This is a genomic window from Phyllobacterium sp. NPDC097923 (assembly GCF_044760925.1).
Classification (GTDB): domain Bacteria; phylum Pseudomonadota; class Alphaproteobacteria; order Rhizobiales; family Rhizobiaceae; genus Phyllobacterium; species Phyllobacterium calauticae.
Map to the genome: position 1 here is coordinate 288,198 of NZ_JBIWBL010000005.1, position 25,958 is coordinate 314,155.

26 protein-coding genes, 1 tRNA gene and 2 rRNA genes are annotated in these 25,958 nt (G+C 59.4%); 11 read left to right on the forward strand and 18 right to left on the reverse strand.

The window, feature by feature from the left end:
• Window positions 1-7: 7 nt before the first annotated feature.
• Window positions 8-1,261 carry a sarcosine oxidase subunit beta gene (locus ACIQWS_RS21725; RefSeq protein ID WP_223615952.1) on the reverse strand — a complete coding sequence of 418 codons (1,254 nt, stop codon included), beginning with the start codon at window positions 1,259-1,261 and terminating at the stop codon, window positions 8-10.
• A 410-nt stretch (window positions 1,262-1,671) separates the two neighbouring features.
• Here ACIQWS_RS21725 and rpsU point away from each other — a divergent pair, with 410 nt between their 5' ends.
• The 3 genes from rpsU (at window position 1,672) to ACIQWS_RS21740 (ending at window position 3,491) form a co-directional block, all read left to right on the forward strand.
• On the forward strand, window positions 1,672-1,923 hold the full coding sequence (gene rpsU, locus ACIQWS_RS21730) for a 30S ribosomal protein S21 (RefSeq protein WP_099997993.1): 252 nt from the start codon (window positions 1,672-1,674) through the stop codon (window positions 1,921-1,923).
• 113 nt (window positions 1,924-2,036) lie between these two features.
• A complete protein-coding gene (locus ACIQWS_RS21735; RefSeq protein WP_346305335.1) occupies window positions 2,037-2,882 on the forward strand; it encodes a tetratricopeptide repeat protein in 846 nt (281 codons plus the stop codon).
• Window positions 2,883-2,891: 9 nt separating this feature from the next.
• Entirely contained in the window at window positions 2,892-3,491 is a 600-nt protein-coding gene (locus ACIQWS_RS21740; protein WP_403184173.1) for an NAD(P)H-dependent oxidoreductase, read from the forward strand.
• A gap of 50 nt (window positions 3,492-3,541) precedes the next feature.
• Here ACIQWS_RS21740 and ACIQWS_RS21745 read toward each other — a convergent pair whose 3' ends face one another.
• The 8 genes from ACIQWS_RS21745 to ACIQWS_RS21780 all read right to left on the reverse strand — a co-directional run bounded on the left by ACIQWS_RS21745 (window position 3,542) and on the right by ACIQWS_RS21780 (window position 11,081).
• On the reverse strand, window positions 3,542-4,942 hold the full coding sequence (locus tag ACIQWS_RS21745) for an NAD(P)(+) transhydrogenase (Re/Si-specific) subunit beta (RefSeq protein ID WP_223615950.1): 1,401 nt from the start codon (window positions 4,940-4,942) through the stop codon (window positions 3,542-3,544).
• 10 nt (window positions 4,943-4,952) lie between these two features.
• Window positions 4,953-5,363: an NAD(P) transhydrogenase subunit alpha gene (locus ACIQWS_RS21750; RefSeq protein ID WP_223615949.1), complete on the reverse strand. Its 411-nt coding sequence runs from the start codon at window positions 5,361-5,363 to the stop codon at window positions 4,953-4,955.
• Window positions 5,363-6,634, reverse strand: coding sequence for a Re/Si-specific NAD(P)(+) transhydrogenase subunit alpha (locus ACIQWS_RS21755; RefSeq protein ID WP_403184177.1), 1,272 nt, complete (start codon window positions 6,632-6,634; stop codon window positions 5,363-5,365). The genes ACIQWS_RS21750 and ACIQWS_RS21755 overlap by 1 nt, the downstream gene beginning before the upstream one ends.
• A 162-nt stretch (window positions 6,635-6,796) precedes the next feature.
• The gene (locus ACIQWS_RS21760) at window positions 6,797-7,018 is read right to left on the reverse strand and encodes an aa3-type cytochrome c oxidase subunit IV (RefSeq protein ID WP_223615947.1); all 222 of its coding nucleotides are present in this window, start codon (window positions 7,016-7,018) and stop codon (window positions 6,797-6,799) included.
• 147 nt (window positions 7,019-7,165) lie between these two features.
• Window positions 7,166-7,312 (reverse strand): DUF3096 domain-containing protein, encoded by a 147-nt coding sequence (locus ACIQWS_RS21765; RefSeq protein ID WP_091878304.1) that lies wholly within the window; start codon window positions 7,310-7,312, stop codon window positions 7,166-7,168.
• A 119-nt stretch (window positions 7,313-7,431) separates the two neighbouring features.
• The gene (locus ACIQWS_RS21770) at window positions 7,432-9,738 is read right to left on the reverse strand and encodes a putative bifunctional diguanylate cyclase/phosphodiesterase (protein ID WP_403184180.1); all 2,307 of its coding nucleotides are present in this window, start codon (window positions 9,736-9,738) and stop codon (window positions 7,432-7,434) included.
• Between the two features lie 229 nt (window positions 9,739-9,967).
• Window positions 9,968-10,480: a hypothetical protein gene (locus tag ACIQWS_RS21775; RefSeq protein ID WP_403184182.1), complete on the reverse strand. Its 513-nt coding sequence runs from the start codon at window positions 10,478-10,480 to the stop codon at window positions 9,968-9,970.
• The gene (locus ACIQWS_RS21780; protein WP_223615944.1) at window positions 10,473-11,081 is read right to left on the reverse strand and encodes a CGNR zinc finger domain-containing protein; all 609 of its coding nucleotides are present in this window, start codon (window positions 11,079-11,081) and stop codon (window positions 10,473-10,475) included. The genes ACIQWS_RS21775 and ACIQWS_RS21780 overlap by 8 nt, the downstream gene beginning before the upstream one ends.
• Before the next feature lie 65 nt (window positions 11,082-11,146).
• Here ACIQWS_RS21780 and ACIQWS_RS21785 point away from each other — a divergent pair, with 65 nt between their 5' ends.
• Complete coding sequence (locus tag ACIQWS_RS21785) at window positions 11,147-12,046, forward strand: branched-chain amino acid ABC transporter permease (RefSeq protein ID WP_403184184.1); 900 nt, start codon at window positions 11,147-11,149, stop codon at window positions 12,044-12,046.
• Here ACIQWS_RS21785 and ACIQWS_RS21790 read toward each other — a convergent pair.
• Window positions 12,043-12,792: an SDR family NAD(P)-dependent oxidoreductase gene (locus ACIQWS_RS21790; protein WP_223615942.1), complete on the reverse strand. Its 750-nt coding sequence runs from the start codon at window positions 12,790-12,792 to the stop codon at window positions 12,043-12,045. The two genes, ACIQWS_RS21785 and ACIQWS_RS21790, sit on opposite strands and share 4 nt — an antisense overlap.
• A 270-nt stretch (window positions 12,793-13,062) precedes the next feature.
• On the opposite strand from ACIQWS_RS21790, the gene ACIQWS_RS21795 reads away from it, so the two are divergent.
• Both ACIQWS_RS21795 and ACIQWS_RS21800 read left to right on the forward strand, forming a co-directional pair.
• Window positions 13,063-13,644: a TRAP transporter small permease subunit gene (locus tag ACIQWS_RS21795; RefSeq protein ID WP_403184187.1), complete on the forward strand. Its 582-nt coding sequence runs from the start codon at window positions 13,063-13,065 to the stop codon at window positions 13,642-13,644.
• Window positions 13,637-15,388 carry a TRAP transporter large permease subunit gene (locus tag ACIQWS_RS21800; protein ID WP_403184189.1) on the forward strand — a complete coding sequence of 584 codons (1,752 nt, stop codon included), beginning with the start codon at window positions 13,637-13,639 and terminating at the stop codon, window positions 15,386-15,388. Before ACIQWS_RS21795 ends, ACIQWS_RS21800 begins: the two co-directional genes overlap by 8 nt.
• A 61-nt stretch (window positions 15,389-15,449) precedes the next feature.
• Here the strand turns inward: ACIQWS_RS21800 and ACIQWS_RS21805 are convergent, their stop codons facing one another.
• Window positions 15,450-16,556, reverse strand: a complete 1,107-nt coding sequence (locus tag ACIQWS_RS21805; protein WP_403184191.1) for a TRAP transporter substrate-binding protein — start codon at window positions 16,554-16,556, stop codon at window positions 15,450-15,452.
• A 259-nt stretch (window positions 16,557-16,815) separates the two neighbouring features.
• Between ACIQWS_RS21805 and ACIQWS_RS21810 the strand changes: the two genes are divergently transcribed.
• Window positions 16,816-17,586: a gamma-glutamyl-gamma-aminobutyrate hydrolase family protein gene (locus ACIQWS_RS21810; RefSeq protein ID WP_403184193.1), complete on the forward strand. Its 771-nt coding sequence runs from the start codon at window positions 16,816-16,818 to the stop codon at window positions 17,584-17,586.
• Between the two features lie 6 nt (window positions 17,587-17,592).
• Here the strand turns inward: ACIQWS_RS21810 and ACIQWS_RS21815 are convergent, their stop codons facing one another.
• The 4 genes from ACIQWS_RS21815 to ACIQWS_RS21830 all read right to left on the reverse strand — a co-directional run bounded on the left by ACIQWS_RS21815 (window position 17,593) and on the right by ACIQWS_RS21830 (window position 20,774).
• The gene (locus ACIQWS_RS21815; RefSeq protein WP_346305313.1) at window positions 17,593-18,036 is read right to left on the reverse strand and encodes a hypothetical protein; all 444 of its coding nucleotides are present in this window, start codon (window positions 18,034-18,036) and stop codon (window positions 17,593-17,595) included.
• A gap of 98 nt (window positions 18,037-18,134) precedes the next feature.
• On the reverse strand, window positions 18,135-19,154 hold the full coding sequence (locus ACIQWS_RS21820; protein ID WP_223615936.1) for a LacI family DNA-binding transcriptional regulator: 1,020 nt from the start codon (window positions 19,152-19,154) through the stop codon (window positions 18,135-18,137).
• Window positions 19,155-19,299: 145 nt separating this feature from the next.
• Entirely contained in the window at window positions 19,300-20,193 is an 894-nt protein-coding gene (locus tag ACIQWS_RS21825; RefSeq protein WP_403184197.1) for a DMT family transporter, read from the reverse strand.
• Window positions 20,194-20,282: 89 nt separating this feature from the next.
• Window positions 20,283-20,774, reverse strand: coding sequence for a MarR family winged helix-turn-helix transcriptional regulator (locus ACIQWS_RS21830; RefSeq protein ID WP_223615934.1), 492 nt, complete (start codon window positions 20,772-20,774; stop codon window positions 20,283-20,285).
• 300 nt (window positions 20,775-21,074) lie between these two features.
• On the opposite strand from ACIQWS_RS21830, the gene ACIQWS_RS21835 reads away from it, so the two are divergent.
• The 4 genes from ACIQWS_RS21835 (at window position 21,075) to nth (ending at window position 24,852) form a co-directional block, all read left to right on the forward strand.
• Window positions 21,075-21,860: a creatininase family protein gene (locus tag ACIQWS_RS21835; protein ID WP_346305312.1), complete on the forward strand. Its 786-nt coding sequence runs from the start codon at window positions 21,075-21,077 to the stop codon at window positions 21,858-21,860.
• Window positions 21,861-21,969: 109 nt separating this feature from the next.
• Complete coding sequence (locus ACIQWS_RS21840; RefSeq protein WP_346305311.1) at window positions 21,970-23,079, forward strand: GTP-binding protein; 1,110 nt, start codon at window positions 21,970-21,972, stop codon at window positions 23,077-23,079.
• On the forward strand, window positions 23,079-24,053 hold the full coding sequence (locus ACIQWS_RS21845) for a WD40 repeat domain-containing protein (RefSeq protein WP_403184201.1): 975 nt from the start codon (window positions 23,079-23,081) through the stop codon (window positions 24,051-24,053). Before ACIQWS_RS21840 ends, ACIQWS_RS21845 begins: the two co-directional genes overlap by 1 nt.
• Window positions 24,034-24,852, forward strand: coding sequence for an endonuclease III domain-containing protein (gene nth / locus ACIQWS_RS21850; RefSeq protein WP_403184204.1), 819 nt, complete (start codon window positions 24,034-24,036; stop codon window positions 24,850-24,852). Before ACIQWS_RS21845 ends, nth begins: the two co-directional genes overlap by 20 nt.
• A 40-nt stretch (window positions 24,853-24,892) precedes the next feature.
• Here the strand turns inward: nth and ACIQWS_RS21855 are convergent.
• The 3 genes from ACIQWS_RS21855 to ACIQWS_RS21865 form a co-directional block, all read right to left on the reverse strand.
• Window positions 24,893-24,969: transfer RNA gene (locus ACIQWS_RS21855), tRNA-Met, on the reverse strand.
• A gap of 281 nt (window positions 24,970-25,250) precedes the next feature.
• Window positions 25,251-25,365: ribosomal RNA gene (gene rrf / locus ACIQWS_RS21860) — 5S ribosomal RNA — on the reverse strand.
• 287 nt (window positions 25,366-25,652) lie between these two features.
• Window positions 25,653-25,958 (reverse strand): 23S ribosomal RNA (locus tag ACIQWS_RS21865); the annotation flags it as partial.

Consider the following 25,958-nt stretch of genomic DNA (forward strand, 5'->3'; position numbering starts at 1 on the left):
GAATCTGTCAGTGCGCCACGGCGGCGGCGGCGGCTTCGTCGATCAGGCGCCCGGTGGTGAAGCGCTCGAGCGTGAACGGCGCATTGATCCGATGCGGCTCATCCCGGGCGATCGTATGGGCGAACACATTGCCGGAGCCGGGCGTTGCCTTGAACCCGCCGGTTCCCCAGCCGCAATTGACGTAGAGACCGGGGACGGGCGTCTTGGCGAGGATCGGCGAACGGTCCGGCGTCACGTCGACGATGCCGCCCCAGGACCGCAGCATTTTCAGCCGTGTCAGCACCGGGAACATTTCGCAGATCGCGTCCAGCGTGTGATTGATGATGTGCAGGCCGCCGGTCTGGGAATAGGACGTGTACTGGTCCGTCCCCGCACCGATGACCATTTCGCCCTTGTCGGACTGCGAGATATAGGCGTGCACGGTGTTCGACATGATCACACAGGGGATCAGCGGCTTGACCGGCTCGGACACCAGCGCCTGCAGCGGATAGCTTTCCAGCGGCATGCGCACGCCGGCCATATTCATGATCACCGAGGTATGACCGGCGGCCACCACACCGACCTTCTTGGCATTGATCGGGCCGCGATTGGTATCGACGCCGACAACCGCGCCATTGGCAGCGCGGCGAATGCCGGTCACTTCGCAGTTCTGGATGATATGCACGCCGCGATCGGCAGCCGCGCGGGCATAGCCCCAGGCAACGGCATCATGACGGGCCGTGCCGCCGCGCCGCTGCAGGGCCGCACCGATGATGGGATAGCGCGCATCGGCGGACAGGTTGATCGGCGGGCAGAATTCCTTGACCTGTTCGGGCGTTAGCCATTCATTGTCGATGCCGTTCAGCCGGTTGGCATGGATATGGCGCTTGAATACCTGGACGTCGTGGATGTTGTGCGCCAGCATCATCACGCCGCGCGCCGAATACATGACGTTGTAGTTGAGGTCCTGGCTCAGGCCCTCCCACAATTTCACCGCATGTTCGTAAATGCCGGCCGATTCGTCATAGAGATAGTTGGACCGGATGATCGTGGTGTTGCGGCCGGTGTTGCCGCCGCCCAGCCAGCCCTTTTCCAGAACAGCGACATTGGTAATGCCATGCTCCTTCGCCAGGTAGTAGGCAGTGGCAAGACCATGTCCGCCAGCGCCAACAATGATGACGTCATATTCCGACTTGGGTTCGGGCGACGTCCATTGCTGTTCCCACCCCTTGTGGGCACGCAATGCCTCGCGGGCCAAAGCAAACACTGAATATTTCCGCATCATTCAATCCTTTGCAGAGCTTTCGGCCGTACCGGTGACCTTGGCAGAGCGTTTTGTTCCACGATTTGCGAGAGCAGTATCCTGTCCTGAAATCGACATCGATTTTCAAGCGCAGGATCGCACTTTTATGCATCAGTAACGCATCCGCTCAAAGGTCTTTTGCCATTTTGCGACGGAGATTGGCGTTCCGTGCCGGTTATTCTAAAATTGCACGGGCGCGTAAACCGGCGGCGGGGAAGAATATCCGCCATTTTAAACAGCTTCACCATGGACATTCCATTGCCATTCTGATAATGGCCTCGTCAGTTTGCGATGGATGACCGTCGCGAAGTTTGGATCGCTGACCCACTGACCAAGGATATGGGTTCGGATTCAAGCTCAACGAAATTCTAAGAGATACAGGATAAAACGTGCAGGTACTCGTACGCGAAAACAATGTTGATCAGGCTCTCCGCGTTCTCAAGAAGAAGATGCAGCGCGAAGGCATGTTCCGCGAAATGAAGATGCATGATCATTACGAGAAGCCCTCGATCAAGCGCGCCCGCCAGAAGGCAGAAGCCATCAGCCGCGCCCGCAAGCTTGCCCGCAAGCAGGCACAGCGCGAAGGTCTTCTGCCAATGCCAGCACGCAAGGCACCGGTCCGCGCTTCTGCGGCTCGTTGATCAGCATTTATTAACGCCTTGACACAATAACGGGGTGGAGTGGCTTGCGTCACACCGCCCTTTTTGCGTTTTCGATTGAACGGGATACCAAGAGTATGACACATTCACTTGAAATGGTTTCGTATCGCGACCCGCAATCGGCATTCAAGGCGTTGCGCACCACCGGACTGGTGATCGCTTCGGTTCTCACCCTGGCTGTTGCCGGGTGCCAGACCTCGACCAGCGACATGACCGGGATCGACAAGGCGCAAGGGTCTTCCGAGAACATCAGTTCGCTCGACAGCGTCATCCGCAGCAATCCCCGTGATCCCGAAGCCTACAATGTGCGCGGCTCCGCCTTCGGCCGGGCCGGCCGCAACAGCGATGCGATCAAGGATTTCAACACGGCGTTGCAGTTGAACCCGAATTTCTACCAGGCCTATGCGAACCGCGCGCTTGTCTACCGCAACATGGGCAACACGGCCCAGGCAGCAGCGGACTACAGCAAGTCCATCCAGATCAATCCGCAATATGACGCTGCCTATATCGGCCGCGGCAATCTCTACCGCCTGTCGGGACAGCTCGACCGCGCCTTCAGCGATTTCCAGCAGGCTATCCAGCTCAACACGACCGATCCCCGCGCCTATCACAATCGCGGCCTGATCTATCAGGCGCGCGGCCAGCACAAGCAGGCGATCGAAGATTTCTCCACGGCGATCTCGCTGCAGCCCGATGCCGCCGAGCCCTATAACGGCCGCGGCATTTCCTATGTGGCCATGGGCGATGACGACAACGCCTTTGACGATTTCAACAATGCGATCAAGCTGGACGGCACGATTGCCGAGGGTTGGGCCAATCAGGCGCTGATCTACGAGCATCGCGGCGACAAGGCCCGTGCGGCGAAATCCTATGCCAAGGCGGCGCAGCTCGATCCCAAGTACAAGCCTGCCCTTGATGGTCTGGCGCGCACGCGCTCCTGATCCCATCCCATGAAGCGGTTCGTCGTTGTTTCCGCTCACCCCCTGAAAGAAAGCCTGTGCGGGCACCTCACCGCATTGGTGGCGGAACAGATTGCCGCGTCACCGCATGAACTCAAGCTGTTCGATCTTTATCAGCGTGGTTTTGATCCCAGGCTTTCGCCCGAGGAAAGGCAGAGCTACTACACCACGCAATACGATGCCTCCGAAGCCACGGACGACTCCGCCGCCTTGCAGAATGCGGATGTGCTCATCCTGGTTTTTCCCACCTGGTGGTTCGGACTGCCTGCCATCCTGAAGGGCTGGATCGACCGGGTCTTCGTGCCCGGCACCGCCTACGATCATGCGCCGGACTTCGGCCGGATGATCCCCCGTCTCAACGCCATGACCGCATGCATCGCCATCACCACGCTCGGATCGCCCTGGTGGATCGACCGGCTGATCATGTTCCGTCCGGTGCGCCGTATCCTCGGCACGGCCATCATCGGCACCTGCGCACCCAAGGCGCGCTTCTCCATGCTGTCGCTCTACAACTGCGAGAAACTGGCCCCTGCCCGGCTGGCGGCCTTTGAGCAAAAGATTCAGCGGACAATCCAACAGACCTTGAAATGAAAAAGCCCGCCGGTTTGGCGGGCTTTCCGTTTGTTCCGTCAGCAACCGGATCAGTGATCCAGCGCTTTGACGATGTTTTCGACCATCTTCTTGGCGTCGGCAAACAGCATCATCGTGTTGTCGCGGAAGAACAGCTCGTTCTCGACGCCGGCATAGCCGGAACCCATGCCGCGCTTGATGAACAGAACCGTGCCAGCCTTGTCCACATCGAGGATCGGCATGCCGAAGATCGGCGATTTCGGATCGGTCTTCGCTGCCGGGTTGGTGACGTCATTGGCACCGATGACGAAAGCCACGTCGGCCTGCGCAAACTCGGAGTTGATGTCTTCCAGCTCGAACACTTCGTCATAGGGAACATTGGCTTCGGCCAGAAGCACGTTCATATGACCGGGCATACGGCCCGCAACCGGATGGATGGCATATTTGACTTCCACACCCTCAGCCTTCAGCTTGTCGGCCATTTCACGCAGGGCGTGCTGGGCCTGCGCCACCGCCATGCCATAACCCGGCACGATGATGACCTTGGAGGCGTTCTTCATGATGAAGGCGGCATCATCGGCCGAGCCCTGCTTCACAGGGCGCTGTTCGACTTCACCGGCCGCAGCACCACCGGTCTCGCCGCCGAAGCCGCCGAGGATGACCGAGATGAACGAACGGTTCATGCCCTTGCACATGATGTAGGACAGGATGGCACCGGAAGAGCCCACCAGCGCGCCGGTGATGATCAGCGCCAGGTTGCCGAGAGTGAAGCCGATACCGGCCGCAGCCCAGCCCGAATAGGAGTTGAGCATCGACACCACGACGGGCATGTCGGCGCCGCCGATCGGCACGATGATCAGCACACCCAGAACCAGTGAGAGCAGAACGATCAGCCAGAAGACGAAATGGCTTTCGCTCATCACCAGCGCCACGACCAGCACGACGATGGCAATCGCCAGGCCCGCATTGAGCACATGGCGGCCCGGCAGCATGATCGGTTTGCCGGACATGCGGCCGTCAAGCTTGAGGAAGGCGATGATGGAGCCGGTAAAGGTGATCGCACCGATGGCGACACCCAGCGACATTTCCACCAGCGCCTGCCCGTGAATGGAGCCGACTTCGCCGATCCCGAAGGAGTTGGGCGAGTAGATGGCGGCCGCAGCCACCATGACGGCGGCCAGACCGACCAGCGAGTGGAAGGCGGCAACCAGCTGCGGCATGGCCGTCATGGCGATGCGCTTGGCCGTATAGGCACCAACGCCGCCGCCGATGGCAAGACCGATGACGATGAGGCCAAGACCTCTGAAGCTCGGCTCGGCAAGGGTGAGTGTGGTGAGGATCGATATGCCCATACCGATCATGCCGTAAAAATTACCCTGGCGGCTTGTGGTGGGATGCGACAGGCCGCGCAGCGCCAGAATGAACAGGACGCCGGAGACAAGATAAAGAAAAGCTGCGAGATTTACGCTCATTGCCCAGGTCTCACTTTTCTTTTTTCTTGTACATGGCGAGCATGCGATGGGTCACAAGGAAGCCGCCAAAGATATTGACGCTGGCAAGCACCAGAGCGATGAAGCCGAAGCCGGTGGCAAAGCCGCTGGCCGACAGGCCGACCGCAAGCAGCGCACCGACGACGATAACCGACGAGATGGCGTTGGTGACGGCCATGAGCGGCGTGTGCAGGGCCGGTGTTACCGACCAGACCACGTAATAGCCGACAAAGATCGCCAGCACGAAGATCGCGAGGCGGAAGACGAAGGGATCGACGGCACCGCCGGTCACCGCATGGGCCGCGGCACCGGCTGCTTCCGGCATGTTCTCAGCCACCTGGCGAACCGTTTCGGCCGCCTGATTGAGACTATCAAGCGCTTTTTCGAGTGCGGTATCAGCCATCACGCCTCTCCTTCAGTCTTTTTGGGGGCCGCCGTCTTGGGCGCGGTTTTCCTAGGTGCGGCGGCCTTTTTCGGCACAGCCTTGGCCGCAACCTTCTTGGGTTCCGCCTTTGCCTCCGCCGGTGCGGCAGCCGTTGCAGCCGCTGCGGCAAAGCTCGGATGGACCACCTTGCCGTCATGGGTCAGCACGGTTGCCTTGACCAGCTCGTCATCGAAATTGATCTTGATGGCCTTGGCATCCTTGTCGACCAGCGTCTCGACGAACGCCAAGAGGTTCTTGGCGTAGAGCTGCGAGGCGGTCGCTGCGATACGGCCGGCGACATTGAGATGACCGACGATCTTCACACCGTCGACATCGACGGTCTTGCCCGCCACAGCCCCTTCGACATTGCCGCCGCGCTCGACCGCGAGATCGACGATGACCGAGCCGGGACGCATGCGCGCATACATTTCCCGGGTGACGAGCCGCGGTGCGGGCCGTCCGGGAATGAGCGCCGTGGTGATGATGATATCCTGCTTGGCAATATGGTCGGCAACCAGCGCCGCCTGCTTTGCCTGATATTCCTTCGACATTTCCTTGGCGTAGCCGCCGGCGGTTTCAGCCGCCTTGAACTCGTCGTCCTCGACAGCGAGGAATTTCGCACCGAGCGAAGCGACCTGTTCCTTCACGGCGGGGCGCACGTCCGTCGCGGTGACGACGGCGCCCATGCGGCGCGCCGTGGCAATCGCCTGCAGACCGGCAACGCCGACGCCCATGATGAAGATCTTGGCCGCAGGAACGGTACCGGCCGCCGTCATCATCATCGGCAGGGCCCGGTCATATTCCCCGGCAGCATCGACCACCGCCTGATAGCCGGCAAGGTTGGCCTGGCTCGACAGCACGTCCATGACCTGCGCCCGCGTGATGCGCGGCATGAATTCCATGGTGAAGGCGGTGACACCCGCATCCGCCAGTTCCTTGACGGCAGCATCATTGCCGTAAGGGTCGAGCATGGCGATGACGACAGCGCCCTTTTTGTAGGATTTGAGCTCAGCCGTGGATGGACGCCGGACTTTCAGAACGACATCGGCATTGCGGATGTCGGCGGTTTTGCCGATGGTCGCGCCCGCCGCTTCGAATTCGCGGTCCGGAATGCGGGACAGGATCCCCGCGCCGCCTTCCACAATGACTGAAAAACCAAGACCGATCAGTTTCTTGACCGTTTCCGCCGAACCGCCAACCCGCGGTTCATTTACGTCGGTCTCTTTCGGTATGAACAGTGTCTGAGCCAAGCCCTCACCCCCAAGCATGTTGCCACTATACAGGCAGTGGCCCGAAGACCAGCGCGCCTGCCCCGCTATGACGATTGGCAATCCTGGTGATGGGCCCGCTCATGCAAGCGGATGTCAACAGGATTATCCGCCCGGCTCATGAACAACGCTGATGGAGCGTGTTTACAGAACGAACCAGGCAGCAACACAAATAAGAATAAACAGAATAGTTGCGGAGAAGAACCCGCCAGCGAAAAAGCCAAACGCCATCGCAGCTACCAAAGCGATGCAGACAACCGCACCCCATTTTGAAAGAGCAATGAACAGATCATACGTCTTTTCATGCTCGTTGTAGTCCATGGGTGCACCCAGTTCTGCGGGCGCCGTGTCGTGATGTTCAGCCATCTTCAAACCTCATAAAGTCTTAGTCCTATTGGCAATAGCGAAAAGCCTGCAGCAGCGCAATGCGCAGATGGTCGCTGAAAAGCCTCTCAATCGATAAAAATGGCAACTGCGCTGATTTTACCGGCCGGGCCTTTCCTCCCGCTGCACTCAGCTGAGCAGATGCGGGAAAAGTCCGGTCACACCGATGATGATGAGATAGAGCGCAACCACGTAATTGAGCAAGCGCGGCGCTATCAGGATGATGATCCCGGCGATCAGCGCGACGAGCGGCGCAATGGCAATTTGTGCAATCATGACAGCGATACTTTCCTGTTGAGTCTGGCTTTGTCAGCGGCGGGAGTTTTCGACAAGATCGGGAGCAGGTCAAGCACAAGCACGCAGAACATGGCGCGGCAGTTGCCGCTGCCCGCCGGTCAGCTGGCTGCCGCAATCTCGCTGTTTCGCGGCTTCACCGGCAACTGCACCATCTCGATATCGAAGTTCTTGGCGATATTCTCCGCCGTGGTGGCCGCGCCATAGAGAAACCCCTGCACATATTCGGCGCCGATCCAACGATTGATCAAGGCAAACTGTTCCCGCGTCTCCAGGCCTTCGATTGTCACGGACAGGCCCAACTCATGCGTCATCTGCACGATGCCGCGCAGAAGCTTCAGGGAACGGCCTTCCTCGGTGATATCGGTGATGAAGGAGCGGTCGATCTTCACCTTGGTGACCGGCAGATCCTTCAGATAGCTCAGGCTGGAATAGCCGGTGCCGAAGTCGTCGATGGCAACCTGCAGCCCCATGGCCTTGAGGCTCTGGAGAACGCCTCCCGTCGCCTCGCGGTCCGTAATGATCGCGCCTTCCGTCACCTCGACTTCAATCAGTTCCGGCTCCACATTGTGGCGATGCAGGGCAGAACGGATGATGTCGGCCATGTCCATGTTCTGCAGGTCATGCGACGACAGGTTGATGGAGACCGCAATCCGCGACCCCCAAAGACTGCAATCCTTGATCGCCTGTTCCACAACGTTTTGGGTCAAATCGGAGATCAGCCCCATCTCTTCCGCCATGGGGATGAACTCCGCCGGGGAAATCGGCCCGTATTCCGGGTGGTTCCAGCGCGAAAGCGCTTCGCACCCGACCATGCGCAGGGTACGGACATTGATGATGGGCTGATAGGCGACCGACAGGGTGCCCTCGGCAATGGCCTTGCGCAAATCCGACTTGAGCCGCTGTTTGCTGCGGAAGGAATGGTCCATCGTCTCGACGAAAACCACCCACTGTTTCTGGCTGTCCTTCTTGGCGACATCGAGCGCCAGATCGGCATTCATGTGCATGACCGCAAGATCGAACTCCGCCGCGCAGACGATCACCACCCCGGCATGCGCGCCGGTCAGGATTTCATGACCGGAAATCGTGTACTGCCCCGATATGGCCGCCATGATGCGCTCCACACTCTGCAGCACGTCATCGCGCGTGGCGGCGGAAAACAGCAGCACGAATTCATCGCTGCCGAAGCGGGAAATGACCGGGTGCTTCACGTCGATCGAGGCAAGCCGGTCGGCAAAGGCGCGCAGCAATTCATCGCCAATGCGATGACCGAACGTGTCATTGGTCCGCTTCAGTCCGTCGACATCGACAACCATCAGCGCGATCTGCGTGCCCGGCTCGATGCCATCGGTATAGGTCCTGGCGATCTCGGCGAACTGGCTGCGATTGGGTAGGCCCGTCAGGCTGTCATAGCGCGCCATGCGGCTGATCTGCGCCTCCGCTTCCGCCCGCCGGGTCACATCCTGGAAAATGAGTACCGTGCCGTGCTGCGGGTCCGGCGTTGCCGTGAATTCATAATGGCGCTTGGCGGGAGACATGAAAATGTCGCGCTCCTTGCGCCCGCTGAGCAGGTCCTGCATCTTGCCGGACAACGAAGCCTGCGTCTCCTCGGGAAAATAGGCTTTGACCCGGGCAAGCCGCAGCAGGCTCTGCAGGGAATGGCCGTGAACCTGTTCCGGCTCGTCAAAGCCCATCATTTTCGCCGCCTTCATATTGGCGACGGTGATTGTCTGGTTGCGGTCGAACATCAGCAACCCTTGCGGCATGCCGTTCAGCGCGGCATCGAAATGGCTGACAACGACGCTGAGTTGCTGTTTGCCCAGCAGTGCATCCCAGAGCGATTGCCGCAGCTTGGATGCGATCCGGATATTGCTCCAGAAATAGGGAAGGATCAGCAGCGCCAGCAGCCAGTTGTAAATGCCGCCCAGGAGCACGAATGTCAGGAACAGCGGCGCCAGAATGCCAATGGACATGCCGATGACGACCGTCGGCGAAACGTAGTTGCGCGTCACCAGCGCCACCATCGACGCGACAACGATTGCGACACTGGTGATGGCAGCCGAGGGGTCCGCGAGAACATAGATACTGACCAGACAAAGCAGGCCGAGAAGGATGCACGTGCTGATGGCCCCGAGGAGATAGCGCCACTCCCATGTCCGCAGGTCCGCCATGGTGGCGGACGAAAGATCTTTTCGTTCGAATGCGCTGGCGTTTGCAGTACGCCCAAGGACAATCAAGAAGAATGCGAGGGCAAAGGCCGCATAAATGGGATGATCGGTTTTGACATAAATAACCAATGTCGCAAGAATCTGGATGACCGAGGTCCACCAGACAGCCTTCTTGTTCGCATAAAGCGTGCGAAGGAACAAAATTTCGAGAAAAATACTCTCGTTGCGTTCAATTTTCATCAAAATGTCCGTGAATAACTGTACCCATAATTGGATACGTTAACGAATACTTTCGAACAAACGCCAACGATACTCAGATTATGTATGAGGCATGCATTTAGAATATTTATTTGCCCCCCATGTCAAACTGATATTTATCAAATGGGAAACACAATTACCAATTCCTAAAGCGACTGAGCGAACGGCATGAAACCGCCATCCCGTGTATGGATGCCTTTGGCAGCAAGGATCACGCCGGACAGGCGACAGCATTGCTGTCGGGCTTGTCCTTGTCCGGGTTGGGATCGTAGAACGGACCGATGACCAGCGGCCTGTTGGGCAGCACCGATTCATCCGTGTCCGATATCATCGTCCGGTCGATTGTCTGCAGCAGCTTGCCCCCCGCATCCCTGAGACGGATCGTTACCTTGTAGCCACGATCGGCCTTCACGCACTTGACCGGCGGACTGTCGACCGAAATCTTTTCGGCTGCGGGCCAGACATTCTGCCGGACGATGAACGGCTCTCCTCCGGCCGGGTTTTCAAAGGTGGTCTCAAGCATGGCATCACCCGGCACCTTGCGGACCTTTGTCAGCGTCAGATGATAGGTTGCCTGGGCAATCCGGTAGTTGAAGACAAACAGCTTTCCGGCAACGGCGAGGTAATCCCCCTCGCCTGAATCGCGGCAGGCCCCCAGGGCCAATGCGCCCGCCAGTACGGGCAACAGGACAAGCCGGTGCCAGTGATTCATGCTCTTACCCATGGCCGGACTCCGATGGTTCGCGATTGCGGCGATAGTGTCTTTGCGCCTTGGCCCGGTTTCCGCATACGGTCATGTCACACCAGCGGCGGCTGCGGTTGCGGCTTTCATCGAGATAAAGCCAATGACAGTTCGGGCAGATCTTGATCCGCTCCAGCCGCGCCGGCTCCAGAAGGCGCATGGCGGACAGGAAAGCGGCGGTGCCGAGCGACAAATCGCGTTCGCCCTTGCCCGCGCCCGGCAACGCCAGATCCTGCCTGCCCGGTTCATCGCACACCAGCGCCGAGCCAAGCTGCAGAAATGCCGCCATGTTCGCAGGCGGGAGCCCTCCACCCCGCACGGCCGTGCGAAAGAGCGCATTGATGGCTTCACGCACATCGATAAGCCGGTTGATCTGCGCTGGCTGCACCGGCGGGTGGAAGCGGGCATCGCCCCACTCCGCCTGCCGGAATTGCGCCGCCGCTTCGGCAAATCCCCGCAGTTCCGAACGGTCTGAAAACCGGTCCAGCGCGCGGTCGGGCGCGTCACGAAAAACCACCGTATTGGCCAGGTCGAGAGCCAGCACGCCGCCACTGAATCGATGCGCATTCCAGTCAAAGGTCATGGCGAAATTCTAACTGGTAAAATCGATTTTGCAAGTTAGTATATAAGGAAATCTGCGGGTGACCGATGGCCTATTTTCTTCAATTGCTGATCAATGGCATCCACAACGCCGCGCTGTATGCGCTGCTGGCCTATGGCTATGTCCTGATCCACGGGCTGACCCATCGAACGGATTTGTCGCTCGGCGCCCTGTTTGCCTTTTCAGGCCAGACCTTCATTCTGGCCACGGCGTTCGGCTGGACGGTCCTGTGGATGACCTTGCCGCTGGCGCTCGGGTTCGGGCTGGCTGTTGCCGCGGTGTATGTCGGGCTCGGCGGCTATGCCATCGCCAGACTGATCTACACGCCGCTCGAGGCAGGGAACAGGAACACGATTCTGGTAGCGACGCTCGGCCTCAGCATTTTCCTGATGGAACTGTCGCGCCTTGCCGCCGATACCAGGGATTACTGGCTTCCGCCCATGCTGGCCGAGCCGGTGCACGTGCTGGGCGCGGCCGTCGACATCAGCCTGACACAGATTCAACTCGTCAACATCGGCGTGGCCCTGATCGTCATCGCCTCCGGTGAACTGATCATGCAGCGCACATCTGCCGGGCGGATATGGCGTGCGGTGAGCGATGAGCCGTTTGCGTCATCCATGTGCGGGATTGATCCGCGCCGCGTGCGGACGCGGGCAATCCTTGCCGCCTGTGCGGTCTGCGCCCTCGCCGGCTTTCTTGCAGCGCTGTACTACGGCAATGTCAGCTTCAATACCGGAATGATCTTCGGCCTGAAGATCCTGTTCATCACCGCCGCCGGAGGCCTGTCGAGACCGCTCCACGCGGCATTGGGCGCGGCGGCTGTCGGTGTCGTCGAATCCTTGTGGGGCGGATATTTTCCGGTCCTGTGGCGCGATGCCGCCGTCTTCGCGCTGCTGGTCTTTGTTCTCGCGGTGCGCACCAACAACAATGAAGCGGAGCGAATTTAACCCTGCAGGCTGTGGCCGCCATCGATGGTGATGACGGTGCCGGTGATGTAGCTGCTGGCATCGGAGGCGAGCAGCAGAACGGTGCCATCGATATCCTCAGGCTCGCCGAGGCGGCGCATCGGGTTCTTGCCCTTGAGGAACCCGTGCGCCGGGCCGCTCATGATGGATTCGTTGAGGCGCGTCGGAAACCATCCCGGCGCAATGGCGTTCACCCGGATCGCATGCGACGCCCATTCCAGCGCCAGGGAGCGGGTCATCTGGCTGATCGCCGCCTTCGACATGGCATAGCCCGCCGACCCCTTGACCGGCGCATCGGCAAGGATGCTGGAGGAATTGATGATCGATCCGCCGACCCCGGCGGCAATCATCCGTTTGGCCGCTTCCTGCGCGATGAAAAACGCGCCCTCGACATTCACTTCAAAAATATGCCGCAGCTGTTCGCGCGTCGTGGTGAGCGCCCGTTCCATCGTGGCGACACCGGCATTGTTGAAAACCACCGTGACCGTTCCAAGCTTCTGCTCGGCCTCGTCAAACGCGCGCTCGATATCGTCGGCAACCGTCACATCGGCAATAATATTGAGAATATTGGGGCTGTGCTCATTGTCCGGCGCGGGTGTGCGCGAAATGGAGACAACATTCGCGCCATGCGCGGCAAGCACATGAACCATCCTGAGCCCCAGACCTGAGGACCCGCCTGTTACCGCAATGGTCTTTCCTGCAACGGAAAGAGAAGAGGCACTTGTCATTACAATAAATACCAACCCCGGATTGTTTTATCCACTGTTAGACTGCCCATGCAGCGATGACAACCACCGAACCGCCGCCGTCATGAAAACAACGGCCGGGCTGCAACATCCCGGGTTGCTGCACCGGTATGAGGCTGGTAACAGTTCAGATGGAATATCGGGAGGGACAGCCGAAACGAAGGCATTGCCGCCGTTTTGACGAGCGGCCAAGGGCTGTCCGGGCGCATTTCCCGGCAACGGAGGGTTGCCGGAATGAGGGGGAGGAACTGCATGTCGGCTTTGCTTGCCGTATCGAGAGCCATTGACCGCTTCAACGAATTTATTGGCCGCAACGTCGCCTGGCTGATTTTCCTGGCCGTGGTGGTGAGCGCCGGCAACGCCATCGTGCGCAAGGTGTTCAACCAGTCATCCAATGCCTGGCTGGAATTGCAGTGGTTCCTGTTTGGCGGCGCGTTCATGCTGGCCGCGGCCTACACGCTGCAGCAGAACGAGCACATCCGCATCGACATCGTCTACGGCGCCTTTTCGCGCCGGGTGCAGCACTGGATCGATCTGCTCGGGCATCTGTTTTTCCTGATGCCCTTCGTCCTTCTGATGTGCTTTTACTTCGTCCCCTATGTCAGCCTGTCCTATCGCAGCGGCGAAGGCTCGCCCAGCGCCGGCGGGCTGGTGCAATGGCCCGGCAAGCTGATCCTGCTGGTCGGCTTCCTGCTTCTGGCCATTCAGGGCATTTCGGAAATCATCAAGAAGATTGCGGTGATGCGCGGCGATATCCCCGATCCCAGTCCGCCTCTCAGCCTCGAAGAGATTGCGGAACAGGAAGTCGCCATGGCGGAGGCGCGCAATGATTGAATTTATTGCGCAGAACATGGCGCCGATCATGTTCGTTTCGCTGATCGTCTTCATGCTGATCGGCTACCCCGTCGCCTTTGCCCTTGCTGCAAACGGGCTGCTGTTTTTCTTCATTGGCGTCGAGCTTGCCCCCTATTCCAACGGCACGATCACCCTCGACTGGCCCTTCCTTTATGCCCTGCCCGAACGATTCTGGGGGGTGATGTCGAATGACACCCTGCTTGCCATTCCGTTCTTCACCTTCATGGGCATCATCCTCGAGCGCTCCGGCATGGCCGAGGACCTGCTCGATACGATCGGCCAGCTGTTCGGTCCGATTCGCGGCGGCCTCGCCTATGCCGTCATCTTCGTCGGCGCCCTGCTTGCGGCCACCACCGGCGTCGTCGCGGCATCGGTCATCTCCATGGGCCTGATCTCGCTGCCGATCATGCTGCGCTACGGCTATGACCGCCGTGTCGCATCCGGCGTCATCGCCGCATCCGGCACGCTGGCACAGATCATTCCGCCATCCCTCGTCCTGATCGTTCTCGCCGACCAGCTCGGACGTTCCGTCGGCGACATGTATCATGGCGCGCTGATCCCGGGCCTGGTGCTGACCGGTCTCTACATGGCCTATGTCCTGACCCTGTCCATCTTCAAACCGAAATCCATGCCGGCTCTTCCTGTCGAGGCGCGCACATTGGGATCGGGCGTCACATCGCTCATCGTCGCCCTGGCCATTGCCGGTGCGATCGCCTACGCCGCGATTGTCTGGCTGAGACCCGTGGCGGGAACCAACGCGGACATCTGGGGCGCGACCATCGGCACCATCGCCGTCTACGCATTCGCGCTGGCAGACCGCTCATTCCACCTCAACCTGATGTCACGGCTGGCGCAGCAGGTGATCATCGTTCTCATTCCGCCGCTCGCCCTGATCTTCCTCGTGCTCGGCACGATCTTCCTCGGCATCGCCACGCCGACGGAAGGCGGTGCCATGGGGGCCGTCGGGGCCCTGCTCATGGCCGCCTCGAAGGGCCGCCTCAGTTTCAGCGTGATCAATCAGGCGCTGGCGTCAACGACCAAACTGTCATCCTTCGTGCTCTTCATCCTGCTCGGAGCCCGTGTGTTCTCCCTCACCTTCTACGGCGTCAACGGCCAGGTCTGGGTCGAGCACCTGCTGGTATCCCTGCCGGGCGGACAGGTCGGGTTCCTGATCGTCGTCAACATCCTCGTGTTTTTCCTGGCGTTCTTTCTCGATTTCTTCGAGTTGGCCTTCATCATCGTGCCGCTGCTTGCGCCTGTCGCGGACAAGCTCGGCATCGACCTGATCTGGTTCGGCGTGCTGCTCGGCATCAACATGCAGACCAGCTTCATGCATCCGCCGTTCGGTTTTGCCCTGTTCTATCTGCGTTCCGTGGCGGCCAAGGTGCCGTATATGGACAAGATCACGGGCAAGAAAATCCAGCCGATCACCACCGGGCAGATCTATTGGGGCGCCGTGCCCTTCGTCGGCATCCAGATCGTCATGGTGGCCCTGACGATCATGTTCCCGCAAATGGTCATGCATTACACCGGCCCTGCCAGCACGATCAATCCGGCGACGATCCAGATTCCCAATTCCGATCTCGGCGGCGGTTTGGGTGGCGGCCTTGGCAGCGGACTGGGCACCGACCTCAGTGCACCGCCGCTCGGCGGTCCCGCGCCCAATCCGGCGGCGCCCGCGCAACCGGCGGCACCGGATTTGAGCCAGCCGCCGAAAATGTGACGGCAGGACACGAAAAAGCCCGGCATCGCTGCCGGGCTTTTGTTTGCTCAAAACGGCTGGCTCAGAGCTTGCCGTTGCGCTGCTGGACCATCATGAACGTGTCGAAGGTGTATTCGGCCACCTGAGCGTAAAGGAAATGCTCGTTGCGGAAAGCCTTGATGGAGTCCCAGATCTTCTTGAATGGCGCATTGGTCGCTTCGATTTCGGCATAGACCGTATTGGCCGCCTCGAAACAGGCATTGAGGATTTCCGGGGTGAACGGACGCAGCTGCGCCCCGCCGGCAACCAGCCGCTTGATGGCCGGAGGGTTCACATAGTCATATTTCTGCAGCATGTTCGCATCGGTTGCCTGGGCCGCCGTGCGGAACAGCGACTGATAGCTCGGCGGCAGCGAATCCCATTTCTGCTTGTTGACCATGAAGCTGACGGTCGGACCGCCTTCCCACCAGCCGGGGTAATAATAATAGGGCGCCACCTTCTGGAAGCCGAGCTTTTCATCGTCATAGGGGCCAACCCATTCGGCCGCATCGATCGTGCCCTTTTCGAGCGATGGATAGATGTCACCGCCGGCGATCTGCTGCGGCACGACACCCAGCTTTTCCAGCACCTTGCCGGCAAAACCGCCGACGCGCATCTTGAGGCCCTTCAAATCCTCGATGGTCTTGATTTCCTTGCGGAACCAGCCGCCCATCTGCACGCCGGTATTGCCGCCCGGATAGGCCTGCAGGCCCTGCTTGTTGAAGAACTCGTTCATCAGGTCAATGCCGCCGCCCTGGTACTGCCAGGCATTCATGCCGCGGGCATTGAGCGCGAAGGGTACGGCTGCACCCAGAGCCCAGGTGGGGTCCTTGCCCCAGTAATAATAGGCAACGGTGTGGCACAGTTCGACAGTACCCGCTGCGGCCGCATCGGCAGCCTGCAATCCCGGAACGACTTCGCCGGCCGCGAAGGGCTGGATGACGAAATTGCCGTCCGTGGCTTCTTTCAGGTATTTCGACAGAACCTCGGCACCGCCATAGATCGTGTCGAGTGATTTTGGAAATGACGACGCACAGCGCCACGTGATCTTCGGCATCGACTGCGCAATTGCCGGCGCGGCCAGTGTGGTAGCCGCAGCCACCCCCGCGCTGGCATATCCGGCATTCCTGATGAATGAACGACGATCCATATATTCTCCTCCAGTATTTCGGTTCAGACCCCCCGGACAAACAGTCCATTTCTCCCGGTCCGCCGACCACCATACACACTCGACTCTTCAAGTCCAGTCGCTGAAAACACAAACGGGGCGCGGTGCAAAGCCGGCGAAAATCCGGGAAAACCTCACAGAAAAGCCGTCTTTGCGGCCGAAAGGCTCTCAGGGCCGGACCCATTGGAAACACCCCCGAACTGCACTACATTCTATCAAGATTTGTTTATGGAGCATCCCCATGCGGCAGCCACTCGTCGCCATCACATCAGACGTTCGCGCCTTTGAAAATTACACGTGGCACGCAGCGCCCGATCAATATCTGAAGGCTGCCTACGAGGCAGCGGGCGTCATCCCCCTGATTGTCCCGTCTTTCGGCGAAGGCCTCGATATCGATGCCATTCTTGACGGTGTGGACGGGGTTCTGGTCACAGGCTCCAAATCCAATGTCCATCCCGCGCTCTACGGCGTCGAGCCCACCGAAGCACACGAGCCCTACGATCCCGCCCGTGATGCGACCTCATTGCCCCTGATCCGGCGCACCATCGAGCGCGGTGTGCCGCTGCTTGCCATTTGCCGCGGCATTCAGGAGCTGAACGTCGCGCTTGGCGGCACGCTCGCCACCGAGATACAGGAACTGGATGGCCGCATGGATCACCGGGCACCGCAATCCGAGCAGCAGGCGGAGCGTTTTGCCATCCGCCATCCCGTGCGCATCAAGCCGGGCTCGTGCCTCGCCAATGTCATGCAGGCGGATACGGTTCAGGTCAATTCCGTGCACCGGCAGGCCATCGACAAGCCGGCGGCCCAGCTGGATATCGAAGCCGTGGCGGAGGATGGCACCATCGAGGCCGTGTCGGTCAAAAACGCCCGCGGTTTTGCTGTTGGCGTGCAATGGCATCCGGAATACTGGGTGAAAAGCGACAGCCCGTCGCGCAAGATTTTTGCCGCTTTCGGCGACGCCGCCCGGGCGCACAAGGCCACCCGTGAAAGGCTTCAGGCGGCGGAATAATCCCGGCTAGAACAGATTCAGCCCGCTCGCCGACAGCGAGAGCAGGACGGAACGCGGCGCAACGCTGACATAGGCCCGCCCGTCGCCGGGGCTGAATTCAACGATGGTTTTCCCGGACTGATCCGCCAGAGCGATGGTTCCGTCCTGATTGTTGCGCCACTCCGTCGCGTCGGCCAGGGGCGCATACAGCGCCGCACACCCCTTGGCGACGCGCAGCGCGTCATGCCCTGCAATGCCGTTGCCTTGCGGGAAGATCTTGCACTTTGCCGCGCCTCCCGGGCTGCTGATGAGAAAGGCGGGCCGGTCGAAGTCTGTCAGTCCGATGGAAGCGGTCGTCGTCGGATCGACCTGCACGGGCGGCGCGCTGGCGGACGACAAAAAATCTCCAAGCACCGCAACGGCGGCGAAAAAGGCGGCAAGGCCAATCCCGGCAGGCAAACTCAGCTTCACGACGATCTCCCCGGGGATTGGTGGCCTGGAGGGACCTTAGGCAAACAGCCTTAATCAAGCTTTAAGCCGCCTGTTGAAAACGCGGCCTTCAACCGGACTTACCGTTCCTTGGGTTTGGATGTGGACTGCCGGATGCGCAGTTCCGGTTTGATCAGCTCCTGCCGCGCATGGGTATCCGCCCCGTTGAGCTGGTCGAGCAAGGCGCGCGCGGCGCGTTGGCCCACCTCGCGCTGGCCGTTCCACACGGTCGTCAGCGCCGGCGTGGCAATCGCTGCTTCTTCCAGGTCGTCATAACCGGTCACGGAAATATCCACGCCGGGCACCAGCCCGGCACGGGCAATGCCGTTCATCATGCCGATGGCGGCCAGATCATTCCAGCAGACGGCCGCCGTCGGATGATCCTTCAGCGCCAGGAACTGCGGCGCGGCATCAAAACCGGCCTGTTTGGTGCGCGGCCCGGGAATGCGCCATTCCGGCTTGACCTCAAGACCGGCCTTCTGCATCGCCAGGAGATAACCTTCATAGCGGTCACGGCCCGTCGACGTCTGGTCGGTGCCGCCGACCATTGCAATCCGCGTGTGCCCGAGTGAGATCAGATGATTCGTTGCCAGGCTGATACCGTAGGAATCATCGCCCCGGAACACCGGCACGTTGGCATCCTTGACCGTACGCGCAATCAGGACGACCGGCAGACCATTGTCTTCCGCCATGCGGATATCCTCGGCCGGGGTGCCGATGGCCGGCGACATGATGACACCGTCGCCGCCCAATTGCAGAACGGTCTCGATGAATGTGCGCTGCTTGTCGAGCTGGTCGTAATGGTTCGACAGGATGAAGGTCTGGCCGGAGCGATCGAGTTCTCCTTCGATTGCCCGCAAAATTTCGGCAAAGAACGGGTTCATGATGTCGTGTACCACCACACCGACAATGCCCGAGCGCGACGTGCGCAGGCTGGCCGCCCGGCGGTTGTAGATATAACCGATGGCGCGCGCGTGTTCCTTGATCTTTTCGCGGGTCTGATCGGCGACAAGCGGACTGTCGCGCAACGCAAGCGATACGGTTGCAGTGGACACTTTCAGCGCGTCGGCAATTGTCGATAGTTTGATCTTTTGCGCCAAAAACCGCCTCCCCGCCGTCTAGCCAGACAAGTATAGTGTCATTCTCTGGCGTTATGCCACTGCAACCCGATAAATCAAAGCCCTTTCGCCGCCCGTGCCCCGCAAAGCAGCAATTGAACCGGTGACGTACGGATGCGGACTGTGATCAGGACCGCCGCCGCAACCGGTGTTCGCGATGCACAACGTAAAGCCCGCTGCCAATGACGATAACGGCGCCAACAAGCGTGTAAACATCGGGAAACTGGCCGAAAAACACATATCCGAAGGCGAGCATCCAGACGATCTGCAGAAACGGATAGGGCGCAAGCGCGGCCGTGGTCGCGCGCCGGTAGGCCAGAATGATCAGATAGTGCCCTACCCCGCCGAAGAAACCGAGCATGAGCAGAAGCGCAATCTGGAACCATGTCTGCGGCATCACGGCTTGGGTGATGGCGGGCGAAATCAGGACGGCAGGCGCGAGCGCGGAAAAAAAGATCAGGCTTTCCGGTGATTCGGTGGCAGCCATGCGGCGGGTCAGCAGCACATAGAGCGAATAGCTGAGCATGGCCAGTATCGAATAGGGCAAGCCGGGATTGAGCGTGCCGAAGCCGGGCCGCGCAATGATCAGCACGCCGATGAATGCCACGATGATCGCCGCCCAGCGGCGCCAGCCGGCCCATTCCCCCAGCAGTGGCCCTGCCAGGGCGGCAATGACCATGGGGGCGGCGAAGGAGATCGTGATCGTCTCGCCCAGCTGCATGGTCTGCAGCGCATAGAAATTGAAATAGGTGGAACCGAACAGGCACAGGCCGCGCAGCAGCTGAAAGCGGATGCTCTTGACCCTGAACAGCGCCGGATTGGTCCAGCCGCGAAAGAAGATGAAAACCAGCACCGTATGCTCGGCAAACCGCATCCACGAAATGAATGCGGGCGGAATACCCTGGAGAACCAGATATTTGGCGCTCGAATCCAGGCAGGAAAACAGGATGCCCGCCGCAAAGATATAAAGAATTGCGGCAGCAGGAACGGCTTCCTGGGAGGAAGGAGCGGGTACAGGCAAGGAGCTAACCAATCAGACGGCGGGACGTGCCGTCATGTTAGCAATTTCACATCATTTGTAACGGTAAATCACCACGAGCGACGAGAAAATTACTCTTCTTCCCCCTCGTCCTCCTCGTGATCGTCCTCCGAGCCGGTCTGGCGCAGCAATTCGGCAGCCGACAAATTGATCTCCAGCCGCTGCAGCATTTTGATCAGGGCTTTGCGCTCTTTTTTGTCGAAGCCCTTCATCGCATCCTTCTCAGTCTTGCGGATGGATTTTTCGATCGCCCGGATCGCTTCATTGCCGGTATCGGTCAAAAAGATATGGGCCTGGCGCTGATCGGTCGCCGACCCTTCCTTCTTGACAAAACCCTGCGTTTGCAGCCGGGAGATGGTTTTGGTGATCGTCGGCGGCCGGACACCCAGGCGTTTTGCCAGAACGCTCGGCGAAAGGCCGTCTTCATGGGCCAGTTGCAACATGACGGCATCCTGCCCGGCGTAGAAACCATGGGCCAGCAGCCGGGTGGCCAGTGCCGTTCGCGTCAAGCGAGCGGTTGATTGCAGACGATGAAGGATGAGAGGCTTGCGTTCCTTGACCATTCAAATTCCTGCTCGCTATGAACCCATTGTCCGGTTGATGATAAGGCGGCTAGCTCTTTTTGGTAAATGGCAATTATCAGGCGAAGAATATCGGTGCTGCGCAGTCCGCAATTGTATGGAAAACAGATCCTGGCGCCCCAACATTCAGCTCCGCACCATAAGTCCAATCCCCCCGATGAATCCGCGTTACAATTCTTATATGACATTCTGATGAAATTTGCCGACGAATTGCTGTTGCGCTTGAAATAAGCCTGTAAAAATCCGGCCTCCAGCGCCTATCCTCGTGGCATCGCGACAATTATGCTAACAGGGTCCGTCAAACCGCGTGAGTGTCCCATGCCCGCTTCTTCCGCCAGAACCATTGCCCTTCTTCCGCTTGGTGCCCACGAGCAGCATGGCCCGCATCTGCCCTTCGACACCGACACGCTGATCGCGCAAGGGTTGACGGAACGGCTGAAACGGGCGCTTCCCCCTAGACTTGCCGTCGACATCCTGCCGGTTGAACCCGTCGGCTACTCCATCGAGCATATGGATGTGGGCGGCACGAAGACCCTCGCCTTCGATGCGGCTGTCCGCCGCTGGATCGACATCGGCAGGCAGGTAGCCGGCCGTGGCCAGTCCAAACTGGTGATCCTCAACGCCCATGGCGGCAACGCGCCGCTGATGACCATCGTCGCGACGGAACTGCGCGTGCATTGCAATATGCTTGCCGTGGCAACAAGCTGGACACGGTTTGGTTTGCCGGATGGCTTGATTTCGCCGGAAGACAAGGCGCTCGACATTCATGGCGGCTTTATCGAAACATCGGTGATGCTGGCGCTCTACCCGGAAACAGTTGATATGACAAAGGCACAGGACTTCGATTCAAACCAACGCGCCTATATCCGGGATTATAAGCACCTGCGCGCCTACGGCCCGCATGCCTTTGGCTGGAAGATGTCGGATCTCAACCGGCTGGGCGTTGCCGGCAACGCCGCCCGCGCCACCGCAGAAGCGGGCGAACAGATCATTGCGCGCAGTGTGCAAGGCATCATTGAACTGCTCGAGGATGTCGACCGCTTCGACGTTTCGGTTTTGCGGCCTTGACAGGCTCAATCCGGTTGAACAAACCATTCATGCAATTGAATACAGTTGATGTAGCAAAAGCGGCCGCGATCACCTATATCCTGTGTTCATCCATTCAAAGAGGCACACGATGAGTGAAGCTCAAACGACCACCAGTGCCGCGCCGGATGCGGCGCGCATCCCCCAGATCCCCGTCACCGTGCTGACCGGCTATCTCGGCTCCGGCAAGACGACGCTGCTGAACCGCATTCTCAGTGAAGATCACGGCAAACGCTATGCGGTCATCGTCAATGAGTTCGGCGAGATCGGCATCGACAATGATCTGATCGTCGAATCCGACGAAGAAATCTACGAAATGAACAATGGCTGCATCTGCTGCACCGTGCGCGGCGACCTGATCCGCGTGGTCGAGGGCCTGATGCGCCGTCCCGGCCGTTTCGATGCCATCATCGTCGAAACAACCGGCCTTGCCGATCCCGTCCCTGTCGCCCAGACCTTCTTCATGGATGACGATGTACGCAGCAAGACCATGCTGGATGCGGTCGTGGCGCTCGTCGACGCCAAGCACCTGCCGCTGCGCCTGAAAGACAGCCGCGAGGCGGAAGACCAGATTGCCTTTGCCGACGTTGTTCTGCTCAACAAGACCGACCTGGTCACGCCGGAGGAACTCGCCGCCGTCGAAGCTACGGTGCGCGCCATCAACCCCTATGCCGTCATCCACCGGACCGAGCGCGCCGCCATTGACCTGACGCGCGTGCTCGATCGCGGCGCTTTCGACCTGACGCGCGCACTGGAAAACGATCCGCATTTCCTCGACCACGATCACCCTGATCATGCCTGCGGGCCCGATTGCGATCATGATCACGATCACGATCACGCGCATCATCATCACGATCACGGGCATGACCACCATCACCACCATGATCATGCATCGCCGATTCATGACACCACGGTCGTCTCGGTCTCCTTGCGCGTCGGCGAGCTCAATCCCGACAAGTTCTTCCCGTGGGTGCAGAAGATCACCCAGGAACAGGGCCCGAATATCCTGCGCCTCAAGGGCATTCTTGCGTTCCGGAACGATCACGAGCGCTATGTCATCCAGGGCGTCCATATGATCATCGAGGGCGATCATCAGCGGGCTTGGAAAGACAACGAAAAGCGCGAAAGCCGCCTTGTCTTCATCGGCCGTGAACTCGACCATGATGCGCTGAAATCCGGACTTGAAAGCTGCCTTGCCTGATGCCGACCATTGCCCCGCTAGACCTCGCCGGCCATTGCGTTGACGCGCGCTTTATCCAGGATGTCCCGTTCTTCGCGCTTGCCGACGGCAGCGTGCATCGGCTCGACAATGGCCACAAGACCGTGGAAGCCCATGACGGCCTGCTTTGCGCCGTACCATCCGCCGATGGTAAGTTTTTGCTTACAAGTGGCGAGGATGGCCGCGTCTGCTCGATCGGGCTGAATGGCGAAGTCACCGAACTCAGCAGGATACCGCGCAAGTGGATGACGGCGCTGGCGGCGGCACCGAATGGTGCCGTGGCTTATGCATCGGGAAAGACTGCCTGGGTGCGCGCACCCGACGGATCGGTGCGTGAATTCACCCATGAACGCAGCGTCGAAGGGCTAGCCTTTGCGCCCAAGGGCATGCGGCTGGCGGTCGCGCGCTACAATGGCGTGACGCTGCATTGGCCGGCAACCAACGGCACGCCGACCGAACTTGAATGGAAGGGCGCTCATGTCTCGGTGACCTTCTCACCCGACAACCGTTTTCTCGTTACCTCCATGCAGGAAAATGCCCTGCATGGCTGGCGCCTGGAAGACAACCGCCACATGCGCATGACCGGCTATCCCAACAAGGTCAAAAGCTGGTCATGGAGCCCGAAGGGCAAATGGCTGGCGACTTCGGGGGCGCCGGCAACGGTCGTCTGGCCGTTTTCCGGCAAGGACGGCCCGATGGGCAAGGCGCCGCTGGAGCTGGGAACCCGCGGCGACAGCGCGGTGACGGCAGTGGCCTGTCATCCCGTCGAGGATATCGTCGCCATCGGCTATGCCGACGGCATGATCCTCGTCGGACGCTTCGGCGATCAGAAGGAAGTGCTGCTGCGCCGCCCCGGCAAGGGCGCGGTTTCGTCCATGGACTGGGACAGAACCGGGCACCGCCTGGTGTTCGGCAGCGAGAGCGGCGACTGCGGGGTTGTCGATATCACGGCTTAAAAAGTCGATCACTTTTCGCTTCGTGATTTTCAGTTTATTTATTCGCTTTTCGTTCTATAATTCAAACATGCAGTATAGTTTGGATTTTGGAACTCCGAACCAGCTTGATATTATCCATAATCGCTTGAAAGCACATTATGGAAGCCCCGCTGCCGGGTTAAGATTTTCGCCCATAGAGATGCTTGTTGTGGCGATGCTGGGGAGCCGCACTCGTGATCATGTATCGTTAAGAGCTTATCATAATCTGCAAAGGAAGTTTAAAACGCCCCAAGTTCTGGCTTACGCTGATCCCGAAGATGTCTATGGCTGTATTCGCGAGATTACTTTTGCAAGGACATATGCATCCTACATTCCCGAAGCTCTTCAGGCCATTATCCGGAAATGTGGTGCACTGGATCTGGAATCATTACGCAGTATGGCAGTGGAACAAGCGCTGACGTGGCTTCAAAGCTTGCGCGGCGTGGGGCCAAAAATCAGCGCATGCGTCCTAAATTTCAGTGAACTGCAGATGCGCGCATTGGTGATCGACACCCATTACCTACGCTTTGCGTTGCGCTTCCAACTTATTCATAGGGATATGCGGGCCAATACAGCAATACGCGCCATTCAACGCCTGGTACCAGACGCGTGGCTCGCCGCGGATACAGAACAGCATCATGTGCTGGTAAAGCGGCTGGCACAGGAATTTTGCGTTTCAGGGACACCCCGATGTCATGGCTGTCCTTTACAGGATGCATGCCCTTATGCTGCTTTCCGGGGTTTTGGGCGGGCGTTCTCAGGCTTCAGGTTCTTCGCCTGACGTGAGACTGGGTGTTTTGAGATGTATGTGGGAGATTTGTTGGTTGCGGGGACAGGATTTGAACCTGTGACCTTCAGGTTATGAGCCTGACGAGCTACCGGGCTGCTCCACCCCGCGCCACCATATCCGGCGATTGCCGTTTTGTCTGTCCTCGGGCGTTGCCCTGCGGTCAGCGGTGCAGCCCGGATTTCTCCGTTTGTCCGTCCTCGAAGCCTGATGGCTTCTGCGGTCGGACGGGGGTGCTGCTCCACCCCGCGCCACCATATCGCCGCTTGGCGATGGAAGTAATTATGCTCTTACATTGGTGTTATTGCAAAAGCAAAAGGCCGCTTTAGGCGGCCTTGGATGCGTTGGTATGGAATGTGGAGAGTGTTTTGATTTCATGTTGCGTTTTGCAGACCTGGCAGCGACCTACTCTCCCGCGTCTTGAGACGAAGTACCATTGGCGCTGGAGCGTTTCACGGCCGAGTTCGGAATGGGATCGGGTGCAGCCGCTCCGCTGTAACCACCAGGTCAGCAAAAAGCAACGATGAAAGAGAAGCTGGTTTTGTTTGTGTTGAATGTCGCTCACGCATATCAGCCCTATCGGGCTGTGCTGCGCGGGGGCGCGGCACGAGCCGCGACGCACTATCGTGCTGTATTTGGAGCTTTTCCTGGAACCGAAGTTCCAGAAAGTACCCATACAGACCGCTAGGTCGTCGCCGGACGTCCGGCGCGCCGTCGCAGCGCCCGCCCCAAAGGGGCGATACGGCGCGTGAGACAGTCAATTCATCGCTTGGCGATGGATATAAGTAATGAGAATGATCAAGCCAATCGAGCTATTAGTACCGGTAAGCTTCATGCGTTGCCGCACTTCCACACCCGGCCTATCAACGTGGTGGTCTTCCACGGCTCTCAAGGGAATACTCGTTTTCAGGTGGGTTTCCCGCTTAGATGCCTTCAGCGGTTATCCCGTCCGTATATAGCTACCCTGCTATGCGGCTGGCGCCACAACAGGTCCACCAGAGATACGTCCATCCCGGTCCTCTCGTACTAGGGACAGATCCTGTCAATATTCCTACACCCACGGCAGATAGGGACCGAACTGTCTCACGACGTTCTGAACC